This is a genomic window from Streptomyces spiramyceticus, assembly GCF_028807635.1.
GTDB lineage: Bacteria > Actinomycetota > Actinomycetes > Streptomycetales > Streptomycetaceae > Streptomyces > Streptomyces spiramyceticus.
Window position 1 is genome coordinate 1,123,641 of the sequence record NZ_JARBAX010000002.1, and the last position, 13,430, is coordinate 1,137,070.

The 13,430-nt window shown below is 70.7% G+C and carries 13 protein-coding genes; 10 read left to right on the forward strand and 3 right to left on the reverse strand.

What is annotated here, in order from left to right; genetic code table 11:
* Positions 1–16 precede the first annotated feature (16 nt).
* Entirely contained in the window at positions 17–793 is a 777-nt protein-coding gene (locus PXH83_RS28620) for a sulfite exporter TauE/SafE family protein (RefSeq protein WP_274564203.1), read from the forward strand.
* A 111-nt stretch (positions 794–904) separates the two neighbouring features.
* On the opposite strand, the gene PXH83_RS28625 is transcribed toward PXH83_RS28620, so the two are convergent.
* Complete coding sequence (locus PXH83_RS28625; RefSeq protein ID WP_274564205.1) at positions 905–1,108, reverse strand: hypothetical protein; 204 nt, start codon at positions 1,106–1,108, stop codon at positions 905–907.
* Positions 1,109–1,375: 267 nt separating this feature from the next.
* Positions 1,376–2,500, reverse strand: coding sequence for an IS701 family transposase (locus tag PXH83_RS28630; protein ID WP_274564207.1), 1,125 nt, complete (start codon positions 2,498–2,500; stop codon positions 1,376–1,378).
* A 362-nt stretch (positions 2,501–2,862) separates the two neighbouring features.
* Between PXH83_RS28630 and PXH83_RS28635 the strand changes: the two genes are divergently transcribed.
* Positions 2,863–4,029: an acyltransferase family protein gene (locus tag PXH83_RS28635; RefSeq protein ID WP_274564209.1), complete on the forward strand. Its 1,167-nt coding sequence runs from the start codon at positions 2,863–2,865 to the stop codon at positions 4,027–4,029.
* Between the two features lie 58 nt (positions 4,030–4,087).
* Here the strand turns inward: PXH83_RS28635 and PXH83_RS28640 are convergent, their stop codons facing one another.
* A complete protein-coding gene (locus PXH83_RS28640; RefSeq protein ID WP_274564210.1) occupies positions 4,088–4,579 on the reverse strand; it encodes an rRNA adenine N-6-methyltransferase family protein in 492 nt (163 codons plus the stop codon).
* Here PXH83_RS28640 and PXH83_RS28645 point away from each other — a divergent pair.
* From PXH83_RS28645 to PXH83_RS28680, 8 genes are read left to right on the forward strand one after another with little or no spacing between them, the layout of a single operon-like run.
* A complete protein-coding gene (locus PXH83_RS28645; RefSeq protein ID WP_274564211.1) occupies positions 4,540–6,912 on the forward strand; it encodes a WD40 repeat domain-containing protein in 2,373 nt (790 codons plus the stop codon). The genes PXH83_RS28640 and PXH83_RS28645 overlap by 40 nt on opposite strands.
* Positions 6,909–7,955, forward strand: a complete 1,047-nt coding sequence (gene amrS / locus PXH83_RS28650) for an AmmeMemoRadiSam system radical SAM enzyme (protein WP_274564213.1) — start codon at positions 6,909–6,911, stop codon at positions 7,953–7,955. The genes PXH83_RS28645 and amrS overlap by 4 nt, the downstream gene beginning before the upstream one ends.
* The gene (locus PXH83_RS28655; protein ID WP_274564214.1) at positions 7,952–8,173 is read left to right on the forward strand and encodes a radical SAM-modified peptide, FtsH ternary system-associated; all 222 of its coding nucleotides are present in this window, start codon (positions 7,952–7,954) and stop codon (positions 8,171–8,173) included. Before amrS ends, PXH83_RS28655 begins: the two co-directional genes overlap by 4 nt.
* Positions 8,164–8,814: a hypothetical protein gene (locus tag PXH83_RS28660; protein WP_274564215.1), complete on the forward strand. Its 651-nt coding sequence runs from the start codon at positions 8,164–8,166 to the stop codon at positions 8,812–8,814. The genes PXH83_RS28655 and PXH83_RS28660 overlap by 10 nt, the downstream gene beginning before the upstream one ends.
* A 6-nt stretch (positions 8,815–8,820) precedes the next feature.
* Positions 8,821–9,909: a HesA/MoeB/ThiF family protein gene (locus PXH83_RS28665; protein WP_274564217.1), complete on the forward strand. Its 1,089-nt coding sequence runs from the start codon at positions 8,821–8,823 to the stop codon at positions 9,907–9,909.
* Positions 9,888–11,465: an effector-associated domain EAD1-containing protein gene (locus PXH83_RS28670; RefSeq protein ID WP_274564219.1), complete on the forward strand. Its 1,578-nt coding sequence runs from the start codon at positions 9,888–9,890 to the stop codon at positions 11,463–11,465. The genes PXH83_RS28665 and PXH83_RS28670 overlap by 22 nt, the downstream gene beginning before the upstream one ends.
* Positions 11,462–12,478, forward strand: a complete 1,017-nt coding sequence (locus PXH83_RS28675) for a JAB N-terminal domain-containing protein (protein WP_274564221.1) — start codon at positions 11,462–11,464, stop codon at positions 12,476–12,478. The genes PXH83_RS28670 and PXH83_RS28675 overlap by 4 nt, the downstream gene beginning before the upstream one ends.
* Complete coding sequence (locus tag PXH83_RS28680; protein ID WP_274564223.1) at positions 12,475–13,416, forward strand: hypothetical protein; 942 nt, start codon at positions 12,475–12,477, stop codon at positions 13,414–13,416. Before PXH83_RS28675 ends, PXH83_RS28680 begins: the two co-directional genes overlap by 4 nt.
* Positions 13,417–13,430: the final 14 nt, after the last annotated feature.

Below are 13,430 nucleotides of genomic sequence, written 5' to 3' on the forward strand. Positions count from 1 at the left end.
AGCGTCGGCTACCAGCATGGACACCATCACCCTCTGGGAATTCGTGGCGCTGGCCGCCGCATCCGCGCTCGTCGGCTTCTCGAAAACCGCCGTCAGCGGCGCCAATACGATCAGCCTCGCCGTCTTCGCGGCCGTACTGCCGGCCCGCGAGTCGACCGGCGTGCTGCTGCCCATTCTCATCGCCGGGGACCTGATCGCCGTACTCGTCTACCGGCGGCACGCCCACTGGCCGACGCTGCTGCGACTGTTCCCCGCCGTTGCCGCGGGTGTGGTGGTGGGCGCGGTGTTCATGCTGTGGGCCGACGACGACGCCGTACGCAGGTCTATCGGGGCGATCTTGCTGCTGATGGCCGGTGTGACGTTGTGGCGGCGGCGCGTGCCTGCCGAAGACGAGTTGGTTGAAGAGCTGACCCGGGCGTCGGGTGCCGAGGCGCGCGGTGGCCGGCTGAAGGCCCGTTCGTACGGGGTACTCGGCGGTTTCACCACCATGGTTGCCAACGCGGGCGGCCCCGTCATGTCGCTCTATCTGCTCTCCGCAGGCTTCCGGAAGCTCGGCTTCCTGGGAACGTCCGCGTGGTTCTTCCTGATCGTCAACACCTCCAAGGTGCCGTTCAGTGCGGGTCTCGGCCTGATCGACCGGCAGTCGCTGCTGCTGGACGCCGCCCTGGTGCTCTTTGTCGTCCCGGGCGCGTACCTCGGCCGCAAATGCCTGGGCCGGATCAACCAGCGGCTCTTCGAACAGCTCGTGATCGGCGCGACCGTACTGGGTGCTCTTCAGCTGCTGCTGCGCTGACTGCCCCCGTATCGCATCAACAGCCCACAAGCGGCGGGCGTTTGGCTACTCTTTGACGACCATCAGCGGGACTGAGGGGCTGTCGCTGTGATCGATGTCGTTCTCCCGGAGTTACCCCAACGAGAGCTCAGCCTGAAGGCCGACGGACCCGTACGCGGGCCCGGCGATCCGGCGCCGCCGCCTCCGCTCGGGGGCCGCATCCTGCTGGGCGGCCCGGTCTCCGTTCCGTTGGATGCCAAGGCTGTTGCCCATGACGCGGAGCTCCAGGCGTTCGTGGAGGGTGAAGCGGACAGCGCCGTCTATCACTTGCTGCACCTCTCGATCACCTGTGAGAAGGATTCCGAGGGGATATCGACCTTGACAGTCCTCGCCTCCCCGACCCGCAGCAGGCTTGCCCGCGGGCAGGGGTGCGCGCCGTGGGGCGCGCGGCAGCCCGGGCAGCCCCGCTCCACGAGCGGGGCTGCCCGGCAAAGCGGCCACGTAGCCGGCGTAGCACGCCGGCCCGCCCGGGCGGGGTGTCGAGGAGCTGTTGGGCGAGCAGGTGCTCAACTACCTCGTCCGAGGCGCCCCGTGACCTCACCGTCAGCGGGACAGGGCCGGGGCCGTGGGGGTGCGGGCGGTGTCGGTGCAGGAAAGGCGTAGGGCGTGGGCTATCGAGGCCAGTGTCACGTGACGGTGCCAGCCCTGGAAGGAGCGGCCCTCGAAGTCGCGGATGCCGACGCCCAGGCTGACGCGGGCGAAGTCGGCGTCCACGCGGCAGGTCAGCATGGCCAGCCGCAGCAGTGCGCCGCGGTTCCAGGACGTGAGGTCGGTGAGCCACAGGTCCGCGGGTCGCCTGCGGTTGGCGCGCCACACCCCGAACAGCAGGAGCGTGCGCTGCGGCAGCTGATCGGTCAGCACCACGTTGCACGGGGCGACGAAGCTGATGGAGCCCTGCCACTCCACAGGGCGCCTGAGCCGCTTGAGCTGTTCCATGAGGTGCTGGGCGGGCCAGACCTGCGCGCGCCTGTCCAGTTGGCCCCGGCTGCCGGCGAGGGCGAGCGGAAGATCGCCGCTCACCCTTAAGAGAAACGATTGATCAGCCGCGGACAGCGCCCGAACCAGCCGGGGCAGCGTGGCGATCCGCGCGTCCATCACCACCGGACGCGCCAACACCCGGTTCGAGCGCGTGAGTTCCGCCACCAGGTCGACGAGCTTCTCCTCCTCGCCGTACGCGCTCAGCTGCCGATCGTGACGGTCGCCCGGTCCGCCGCCCAGCGTCAGATGCCAGTTCACCGGTGCCGACATGGCGTCGGAGGCGAGCCAGAGCCCGTAGCTCTGCTGACAGCTGACCACCCGCCCCAGGTCGGGTACGAAGCGCCGGCCCACGCCGACCGACCGTCCCCCTGCCTTGTAGACCACCATGGGGCGGATCACCCACGCGTCCCCGCGTACCGTCTGGTCGGCGTAGCGGGCCAGCGCGGCACGCACGGAGCGCCAGTCCCAGGTGGATCCGGCCACGAAGTGGTGGAGGTTCTGGTCCGCGGCGCCTTCACCGACGAACGCGGCGAGGTTGCGGGCGGTCTTGCGTCCCTGAGCGGTGAGCAGACCACGGACGTACTGTTCGCCCCTCTTGCGCTGGTCGGCCCGGCGCAGCGAACTGAACAGCTCCGAGCAGGTCTCGGAGATGTGCGTATCGAAGTCGTCATGGACACCGGTGTCCCACATGGAGGCCGACGGTTTTGAGCCACACGGAATACTGTGCACTATGACCCTCACAAGCCGCTTGATCCACTGGAAAAGACCTGCTGGCCAGCCTCAGTTAATTCGTTCCGTAAATCCAGGTGCCGAGGCCACACAATTCTTCCCGCACACCTCGCGTCACACCGCCGCGAAGAACCGTCGTCCGTGTTTCCGGATGATTAAATCCGCGTCGCCCGGTGACGAAACCACCGTCGCCGGCCGTGCAGCGGTGGGAACACACCACTGTCGCGCGGCGGCTCACACTCTTTGTCAGATACGCCTTGCCCGGCGGCCGCGCGGTGCCTTAGACATCTGCTCCCACCCACCCGTCCGCCGCGAGGTCACCCATGCCCCTGCCGAAACATCTTCCCGCGCTCGGCGGGATGCGTTTCATCTCCGCTCTACTGGTATTCACCTCCCATATATCGACACAGCCGTTCTTCAAGAACACCGAGATCAATTCCGCGCTGCAGTTCCCGCTGAACCGGCTGGGCCCGCTGACGGTCTCGTTCTTCTTCATGCTCAGCGGTTTCGTCCTCACCTGGGCGGGTCTGCCCGACAAGTCCAAGGTGAACTTCTGGCGGCGGCGCACGGTCCGCGCGTACTCGCTGCACCTGCCCGTGCTGCTGGTGACGCTGCTGATCGTGCTGGCCCTCAACGAGCCCAACATGGGCCGATCGGTGTGGGACGGACTGCTCACGAACCTGCTGCTGATCCAGGCATGGTTCCCCGACCACCACGAGTACGGCAGCATGAACCCGGTGGCGTGGTCGCTCTCCTGCGAGCTGTTCTTCTACGCCATGTTCCCGTTCCTCTTCGCCTTCTTCACCAAGGTCCGTACGGACCGGCTCTGGCGGTGGGCCGCCGCGGTGTCCGTGGCCGCCGTCTCCATCCCCCTGGTCGCACTGCTGCTGCCGGCCAGCCCGCCCCTGCCGTGGGACCCGGACATGCCGCAGCTGCGGTGGTGGTTCATCTACATGTTCCCGCCGGTGCGGCTGCTGGAGTTCGTGCTCGGGATGCTCATGGCCCAGATCGTGATCCGGGGACGCTGGAGGGGCCCGCGTCCCCTGGCCTGCGTCGCGCTGTTCTCAGCGGTGTTCGCGGTGACGTTCGCGGTGCCGAACCACTACGACCCCGGCGCGTTGACCGTCCCGGTGATCGCGCTGCTGCTCGCCTCGGTGGCCGTCGGTGATGTGCGCGGCGTCCGCTCCTGGCTGGGGACCAGGACGATGGTGCTGCTGGGGGAACTCACCTTCGCCTTCTACCTCGTGCACTACCTGATCATCCAGTACGGGCACCGCTTCGCCGGCGGGAAGCAGGGCTATTACCGGCAGTGGGACACACCGGCCGCCGTCGGGCTGACCCTGCTCGCCTTCACGCTGGCGCTGGGGCTGTCGGCGTTCCTGCACTTCTTCGTGGAGAAGCCGGTCATGCGAACCCTGGGACGGCCGCGGCGGTCCCCGGACGCCGGCTCGACACCCAGGTCCGAACCCGCCCCGTCCGGCACTCCGTAGCCGACGCGGGACGACCGGTGCGGGGCGCGCCCTCGGGCGCGCCCCGCACCGGTGTGCGTCAGCGCCCGTGGAGTTCCTCGAAGAGTGTGATCCATTGGCCCGGGGTGACGTAGGCGACGACCACGCCCTGCTCCAGGCGGGCCCTGCGGAACCCGGCGGCCACCCGCCGGGCCGGGAAGCGCCGGCGCAGCGAGGCGTCCAGCGAACCGCCCTTTCCCGTGAACCCGGTCTCCACCAGGTCCCGGAAGTCGTGCATCAGACCGGGTGGGATCAGCGGCACCGGTCGCCGTTCCAGTCGCAGTACCGCGGAGTCGACGGCGGGGACGGGCCGGAACCAGCGGCGGCTGATCCGCTCGCCCATCCGCCACTCCACCTCGGGCCAGGTGGCCACGGTGAGCCGTGACCAGCGCCGATAGCCGCCGGTGCGCTTGCGGGCGTATTCGAGCTGGGTGGAATTCTGCGGCGGTATCGGGAAGAGATGTCGGACCCGGTCAGCCTGGTGATGAATCTGTGAGCGATGCCCTGCGCGAGTGGGCGGCGGCCCACGCACGATCGGTGGGCAAGGACGGGCGTACGGTCCCTGCCGCCGTCGCGCCGGGAACCCGGACGGCTCCGGGAAGCGGCTCGCTCGGCGGGGTGAGGGACCGGACTCCGGACACCCTGCGCTCGTACAGCCGACTCTGTCTGGCGGTCATGGACGGACTTCCGGTTGGCGCGGCGAGCGCCGTCGCCCCCGTCTCGAACGTCGGAGGGCCGCCGCCGAGGGTGTTCGTCCTCACGCAGGGCGGAAGCACCGGTCTTGGCGTGGAGCCGCTGGACCGGTTTTCCCTCGAACCGCTGGAGTGGCCCATCGGGTGGGCGGACCCGGGCCACGGCAACCCCGTGCTCGCCACGAGCGGCGGCGGCAACAACGTGTACCTGCACGACATCGGAGCCGGTTACCGGAAGGATTCTTATGAGGCGAACTTCTCCCTCGAATCGGCAAAGCTGACCACGGGGCGGGACGGTGCCCTGCTGCTGACCGCCGGGGGACCGGACAACGTCGTCATCTGGGACCTGGCCGAGAGAGAGCCAGGCAGCAGTACCCACGTTCTGTTCGGCCTGCAGGCCACTTCGTCGGTCGAGCTGAGCGAGGTACAGCCGGACGGTGCCAATCTGGTGGCGACCGGCCACCGGGACGGCCGTGTCCTCGTGTGGGGCTTCAACGATCCCGCCCTGGAACTCGTCCATGAGATGGACGCCGCCCCCGGCCCGGTCTGGGCGGTGGCCTGGGGCATGCTCCCCAACGGATCGGCGCTGCTCGCAAGCGGTCACGACGACGGAAGGATCTGTGTCTGGAACGGGCTGACAGGCACCCTCCTGGTGACGTGCCCGCCCTGTCCCGGGCGCGTCGACTCCGTGGCCTGGACGGTCGGTCCGAACGGCCTGAACATCCTCGCCAGTGGCCACAGCGACGGCACGGTGCGCATCTGGAGCTGGCAGACGGGCTCTGTCCTCCACGAGTTCGACGGCCTCACCGCTCACGGAGTACCGCCCTTCGACGTGGGCAGCATGGTCGGCTGGCTGCTCCTGCCCCAGGGCAGCATCTGGCTGTACGCCGCAGGGGAGACGGGCTCGCGCATCTGGGAACTGGAGCTCGACGGCCTTCTGGCCGCCTCCGGGACCTTATCGAGCACCGAGGCCACCGATCAGGAGGCGACCGTACAGCCCCGACCGCTCCCGGCGACCGTGTGCAGGGGTCTGGTGCGTCTGGCCGCGAGCGGGGTGTGTCCGCCGCTCGGCCTGCTCGACGACCTGGTCACCCTGAGCGGACCGGCCACCGCGCCGCTGCTGGACGAACGGATCAGAAGCCTCGCCGACCACCCGGGAGTACGGATCCTGCGCGACCTGGAATGGCCCGCGCCGGCCCGGGTAGGGCTCGCCGGTCTGCTGGCGGCGGGTCTTTCCGAGCCGGACACCGTCCCGCCACCCGGCCACGGCCCCCGCGAACTGTCGGACGCACTGCGCCGCGCCCTCATCGGGGCACCTTCCCGCGTGCCCGACCGCGAGCCCCCACTGGCCGCGCTCAGGGCAGCGGCGGACGCGGTCACCGGGCGTACGGCCGCCCTGCTCGCCGTCATCGGACCCGAAGCTGTCGCCGACGACCCGGTACTCCCCCTGCGCATGGCGCAACAGGCCCCGGCCATGCCCTCCGTGGACCTCCGCAGACTCCAGCTCCTCACCGGCGCCGCATCGACGGCGGCCCAGCACGCGGGCACGACCGTCCACGCACCCGGCTCGGGCGGCATCTCCCGCACGGGCCGGATCACCCAGATGCTCCCCAGTCAACTGGCGCTCCCCAACCGCCTGTTGACCCTCCGCTACGCGCGCCACGAACTCCTCTACCGCCTCCACAGCTCCGCCGCCCAATGGGCCCCGGAGCCGGTGACCCTGGTGCTGGACACCAGCCCGCCGACCTTCGGACCGCCCGAAGTCGTCCTGCGCTCGCTCGCGCATCTCCTCGCCACGACGCTGTGGTGCCACGGGCGTCATGCCGCGTTCGTCGGGCTCGACCGGCCCGACCTGCTCCGCCCCGTCTCCCGCCCCGCCGACCTGGCCATGCTGTGGACCTCGCGCACGCTGGAGCCGCCGGATCTTGACGCCGCGCTGAACACGGCGGCGTCCACCGGGATGCCGACCGTACTGCTGGCCCTCCACCACCTCGTCCGCGACCACACACTCGTGGCGGGCCCGCGCCTGCGGCTCGCCACCACGCACCTGTACGACGATCTGCCCCGGGCCCGCCCGCCCGAGAGCCACCACGTCCACCTGCCGCCCGACGCCACCGGGCGCCGGCTCACGGACGCCGTGCGTCTGCTGCTGACGGGAGACGGTCCGTCATGACCACCGTACGAGCGGCCCGGCCGCACTGGCGCCCCGCGCTCCTCGGTGAGCCGGCGGCGGGGACCGACGTGCGATGCGAACTGTGCCCGTACCGCTGCCGGATACGGGACGGGCAGCGCGGCTACTGCCAGGTGCGCCGCAACAACGGCGGCCGGCTGGAAACCGCGACGTTCACCGCCTCCGTGGCCCATCTCGACGCAATCGAGCGCAAGCCCTTCTACCACTTCGGGCCCGGCAGCAAGGTCCTGACCGTGGCCGGGCCCGGCTGCAGCTTCAGGTGCGACTACTGCGTCAACCACCGGTTGTCGCAGTACGGCCGCGAGGAAGACGCACCGTGGACCGGGGAGCCCGCCCGCCCGGACGAGCTGGCGGCCCTGGCGCACGCGCAGGGCGCCGGCCTTGCGCTCTCGTACGCCGAGCCTTCCCTCGCCCCGGAACTCACCCTCGCGCTCGCGGAGTACGCCCGGCCTCTGGGCGTACCGGTGATGTGGAAGAGCAACGGATTCCTGACGCCCCGGGCCGTCGACCTCGTCGCGCCGGCGATCGACGCGGTGAACATCGACGTAAAGGCTGCCGAGGAGGCCCCGCACCAGCGGCTCACGGGTGCGCCGCTCGCACCCGTACTGGCCGCGGTGGAGCGGTTCAGGGCGGCCGGTGTGTGGGTGGAGGTGAGTACGCCGCTGATCCCCGGTACTTCCGCAGATCCTGGGCAACTGCGGGCGATCGCAGGCTTGTTGGCGGCCATCGACCCCGACCTTCCATGGCATCTGCTCCGCTTCACACCGGACTTCCGGATGAGCGCCGAGGACCCCACGGCGCCGTCCGCGCTGGAGGATGCCCGGCGCGCGGGGGCCGAGGAGGGGCTGCGCTTCGTGTACGTGGAGCGGGCGTTGGGAGCGGAGGGCCGCAACACCCGCTGTCCGCACTGTGCGTTCACCGTCGTGGAGCGGGGCATCTGGGAGACACTCGACAACAAGCTTGCCGACGGCGGCTGCCCCTCGTGCCGGGCGGCGGTTCCAGGAAGGTGGGAGACACAACAGTGACCACGGGCCATGTCTTCACCGTATTCACCGAGGCGATCCCCGATCTCATAGGGCCGGAAGAATACGCGGACCACCCGCACGGAAATCTCGTCCGCGTCCGCATCCGCGTCACCGAATCCGGGATCGAGGTGATCGGCGACGCGCTGCGGCCCCGCGCCGTGGAAGACGTACTCGACGCGCTCGGTGAAGGCCCGATGGAGCAGATGCTGTGCGGGTAGCCGACGACGATGACGACGCCCTGGCGGACCGCGCCTTCGAAGCGGGCATGGCAGCGGGCCTCGACCCGCAGGAGGAAACCGGCCGGACCGGTGAAACGGCCGTCACGCACGTCTCCTCCCCGTGGAACCACCGGCTGTGCTCGACGTGCGGCCAGAGCTTTCGGCGCGGCGACCCGGTGCGCGTGGGCGGCGGGGGAGCGGCGGGCAGTGGCGTGGCCCTGGACGACGTGGCCCACCTCGACCCGGCCCTGGCCTGCGCGGCCGGACCCGGAGAGGAGGGAGAGGAGTCGAAGGGGCCTGGCGGCCACTCCGCAGACTCCACAGCCTCCACCGAATTCGCGGCGGGAGTGCTGGCCACCTGGCCGCCGGTCGACGGCGTGCCGGTCGCCCCGCTGACGGCGGACGACTGGCAGGTGGCCCGCCCCGCCGTCCATGGGGCCAGGCCGCCCCGCTGCCTGTACTGCGCACACACCTTCCGCGCCGGAGAACACGTGGTGCTCTGTCCCTGCTCCCCGGGCCGCCCCGCATGCGGCGCGGCCGTCCACCGGGATCCTGCCGCCGGGCTGGTCTGCTGGGAGAGCTGGCGGCCCGAGGGCCGGCTGAAGATCTGCCCCGTCAAGCTCGTCGCCGTACAGGAGTAGCGGCCGATGACGGGGGAGGACCGGTTCGCACGCGAGCGGCTCGTGCCGGGATGGGATCCCGATACGTTCGCCGGGGCCACGGCCGTCGTCGTCGGCCTCGGCGCGCTGGGGAACGAGGCGGCCAAGAACCTGGCCCTGGCCGGGATCGGCAGGCTGGTCCTCTGCGACCCCGACACCGTGGAGACCACCAACCTGAGCCGTTCCGTCCTCTTCGGCCCCGACGATGTCGGGCGGCCCAAGACGGAAGCCGCCGCAGAAGCCCTGCGACGCCTGTCCGCCACCGTCGTCGTCGAGCCCCGGGTGCGCGACCTCGCCGCAGGCGTGGGACTGGGCGAACTCGCCGCGGCCGACGTGGTGCTGGGCTGCCTGGACAGCCTGCGCTCCCGCATGCGCCTGCTGGGCCGGTGCGCACTCGTCGAAGCACCGCTCGTGGACGGCGCGACCGGCCCCTGGGAAGGGGAGATACGCCTGCGGCTCGACACACAGGAAGCCTGTTACGGCTGCACACTGACCGCGCACCAGCGAAGCAGCGCCGACGTCCCGTGGAGCTGCCTCGACGACACGACGGCCGGCCCGCTCGGCACATCCATCGGTACGACCGCCCTGGTCGCCGCCTGGATGACACAGGCCGCGCTGCGCAGCGTCCTCGGCACCCCGCCCCCGTACCGCATGCTGCGCATCGAATCCCTGACGGGCCGCACGGCGCCCGTCGCGATGACCCGCGCACGCGACTGCCCGCACCACCGTCCGATTCAGGGCGACATCACGCCCTGCGCGCTCAATCACCGTGCCACCGCAGGGGAGTTGACCGCCGTACTGCCCGGTGGCGAGCCACTCACGTGGTCGCAGTTTCCACTTCCCGTACGCTGCCGGGCCTGCCAGGGCTACGCTGAAACCGTCGGCGACCGGGCAGTGGCCGACACGCCGTTCTCACGATGTGACCAGTGCGGCCGCCTGCGGCGACCGCGGTTCAGTAATCGCCTCAGGGATGCCGCTCCGGACGCCCGACTGACCGAGCTCGGAGTACCCCCTCAGGAGATCCTGCCCGTCCGGCAGCCGAGGGGGGAGTACACATGGCATCAGCTGAGTTCCTGAACGGCCCGCCTGAGCCCCGGGACGCGGCAGGCCCGGCGCCGCAGCCGGAGATCCCCATCAGCAGGGAGGACCGCTACCGGCTGCTGGAGGTACTGGCGAGCATTTACGGAACCGACAAAGAGGCGGCCGGAATCCTCGACCGCATCGGATTCCCCCGCGGACGGCGCCCCAACTTCGTCGGCGCGAAGCCCGAAGAGACATGGACGGAAATCTTCGTCGACCTCAGCAACGGGGTCGTGGCGTCCCCCTACCGGCAGCTGATCACCATCGCGGTCCGCGTGTACAGCGCCAACGAGACCCTGGTGGACCTCGCCCGTACGTACGGCATCCTCCCGCCGGTCGCCGGCGCTCCGGCTCCCGCTCCAGTGCCCGCTCCACAACCTGTGCCGCAGCCCGCCGTCGCGCCCACCGCCCCAGCCGCGGCGGCGGCCGCGCCCCAGGCCGAGCCCATGTGCCACGTGATCGTCCGCGCGGACTCCGAGAACGACCGCCGGCGAGCGGCGACCGCCCTCACCGCGCTGGGCCTGCGTCCCAGAGAGGTCTGGTCGACCGCCCACGCCGTCTCCTTCCGCGTCGACTCCGACCAGCCCGATGTCGTACGGGAAGGGTTACGGGACACCCTGTTCGGCTGGACCGTCGTCGCACCGGGACAGCCCGACTACCTGCTGCACCAGCTCTTCGTCGAAGGCCCGGACGGCCGGCAGTTCCGGCTCATCGACGCACCGGCCCAGCAGGCGAACAGCGACGTCGCGGCCGAAGTCGTGGACCAGTACGGCCCGGGATTCACCGACGCCACCCGTTCCACCGTCATCGACCATGTGCAGGCTGACGGCCAGGGCCGCCGCCTGGACCCCGACGCCACCCTCCACGAGTCGGGCGTCCAGGACGGGGACCGTATGCGGGTCGGCTTCGAGACCACGGCCGGGGCGGTCAACCCCCTCGACCGGCAGGACGCCCTCTACCGGGTGCGCAACCAGATCGTCGCCTACGCCGAAAGCCACCCAGGATTCGGCGTCAGCGCGGACTCGGCGCTGCTGCCCACCGAATTCGAGGTGGAATTCGAGCAGTTGAGCTTCGGCCCGCCCACCTCCCCCGGCGGCGAACCGTCCGAGATCACGCACCATGTCGTACTGATCCAACTCGGCCCGGAATTCCCGGAGACGGCCCCCGAGGTCTACTGGCTGACCCCCGTCTTCCACCCCAACGTCTTCCCGAACTACGACTGCGAACAGTCGCGCGCCTACGCGCAGAGCAAGGGCCTGGTGTGCCTCGGGCTGCTCGCCGAGTCGTACCAGCCGTCACTCAGCTTCGGAACGCTGTGCCAGATGCTCGTCGACATGGCGGGCTTCCGGAACTACTCGCTGTTCGAGCCGACCGGCGAGCTCGGTCCCGACGGCAATCCCCGGGTCCGCGGAAACTTCTACGACCGCACCGCGGCGCAATGGGTCGAAGAGCACCAGGACCGGATCAGCGCCATCAACGGCAGCGTCGCCGCTCCCACCCTCCGGGACTCACCCCGCTACCCCAACCTCGTCGAACCCGTCGACGGCCGATGAGTACCCCGGCGGGCATCGACGTGGAACTCTTCCGCACTGACGACTACGTAAGGGCCGGGCGGCTGCCGTTGCTGCCCCTTCTGCGCAGCGTCCTGGAGCCCATGGTCGGCCAGTCGCTGGAGGGAGCCACGATCGAGCTGTCCTTCCTGCCCCTCACCGACCGCGCGCCGGTCCGGGGCACGCCCTCCGTCATCAACCTCAGGGGCAGCCACGGTTACGTCCAGGTGCGGATCGTCCGCGGGGACACCGTGCTCTACCAGCACCCGCACGCGTTGCGCGAAATCGTCGGCAGGCCCCTGCAGGAACTCCTGGGTGAGAGGCTCCCGGAGGAGACGCACTGGGGCTTCGGGATCCGCGGGCCCGGGCTGGAGAAGGTCGCCCTCGTCCGGCCGAAACCCATGGCCGCCAACCGGGTCGAGATCGCCGTCGGCGGACCCAGGCGACGCCTCTTCGGCATCGAGGAAGTGCCGGAACCGGAGCCGCCCGTCGCGACCCTCCAGGAACTCGGCATCGCCGAACCCACCGTGGAGGCAGTGTCCGAACCGGTCGCGGTGGTCCTCCACTCACGCGTGCACGGGGCACTGACCGGCGCGCGGCCGTTCTCGCGCGAGGTCGAGGAGGGCGGATTCCTCGCGGGGCACGTCCACCGCAACGCCGAACACCCGGACGGCCACCTGGTGGAGGTGACCGTGGCGATCCCCGCCGAACGCACCGGCGCCTCCCTCCTGCACTTCACCTTCACCGGCGAGAGCTACCTCAGGATCGGTGAATCGCTCGCCGCACGGGCCAGGGGCGAGAGCCTCGTCGGCTGGTACCACACGCACCTGTTCCCGGCCACGGACCGCTTCGGGCTCTCGTCGGCCGACGTAGACCTGCACACCACCACCTTCCACCGCCCGTGGCAGGTGGCGGCCCTCGTCAACATCGACCAGGCGTCGCGCGTACTGCGCCTCTACCGCCGAAACGGGGCCGACACGATGACCACCGCCCCCTACTGGGTGAGGGAGCCGTGAACGCCCTGACCACCGCCCTGCGAGTGCTGCGCTGGGCGGTTGAAGGGACGGGCCAGCCGCCCGGCGGTCCCCTCCAGCACACCTCCGGCCTCATCGACCCCGGCGCGGACGTACGTACGGCCCTGGCGGAGCTCATCCGCCACTTCGCGGCACGCCACGGCGCGGGCCGGCCACCGCTCGGCGACCCGGAACCGGCAAGCGCCGGTGGCGTACTGCTCGCGGCGGCGATCGGCGGCCGGATGGAACCGGAGTCCGCGTGCGCGGTCGCCGAGGCGCTGCCGCCCCGAAGCCTGTCGGAGCGGGGCGGCGGCTGGTCCGACGCTCTCGCCCGCCATGCCGTCGTCGCTCCCTTCCTGAGCGGCGTACCGCGCTTCGAGGGAAAGCAGGCCGCCCCGCAAGGAGCGGTGGCGATGGGCCGTGCCGAGGCCGAAGAGAACGAATTGCGCATCGGCGAGGTACTGCTGGACGCCTCCCCGCTGTCCGCAGTGCTGTACCGCCCCGCGGCCGGGCCGCTCTCCCGGGGCGCCACCGGCGCCGTTCGTACGGCTTCCGCACTCGTCACCCGCCCGGCAGGACGCCGCCTCCTGTGCAACGGACTCGCCGCCTGGCACGGTCACGCGCCGGTGCTGGACTGGCGGTCCCAGCTGCTGGCCCGCCTCTCCGCCGACTACCCGGAGGTCGTACTGGACACCTATCTCGCCGCCCGCCTGCGGTACGGAACAGAGTGGGATCACCAGGTACGCGCGGCGCGGCGGCGCCTCGCGGTCCGCGCACTGCCCGACGAACTCACGCTCGCCACCGTCCGGTTCTGGGCGCCGCTCGCGGACCTGGCCCGACGGCACCCCGGTCTGCCGGCGACCCGGCCCCTGCTGGCCGGGCACCAGCCGGCCGTCGAGCTCGTACGCCGCTACCGGCTGAATCTGCCCGCAACCGGCTGAGAGGAGTGGTTCCC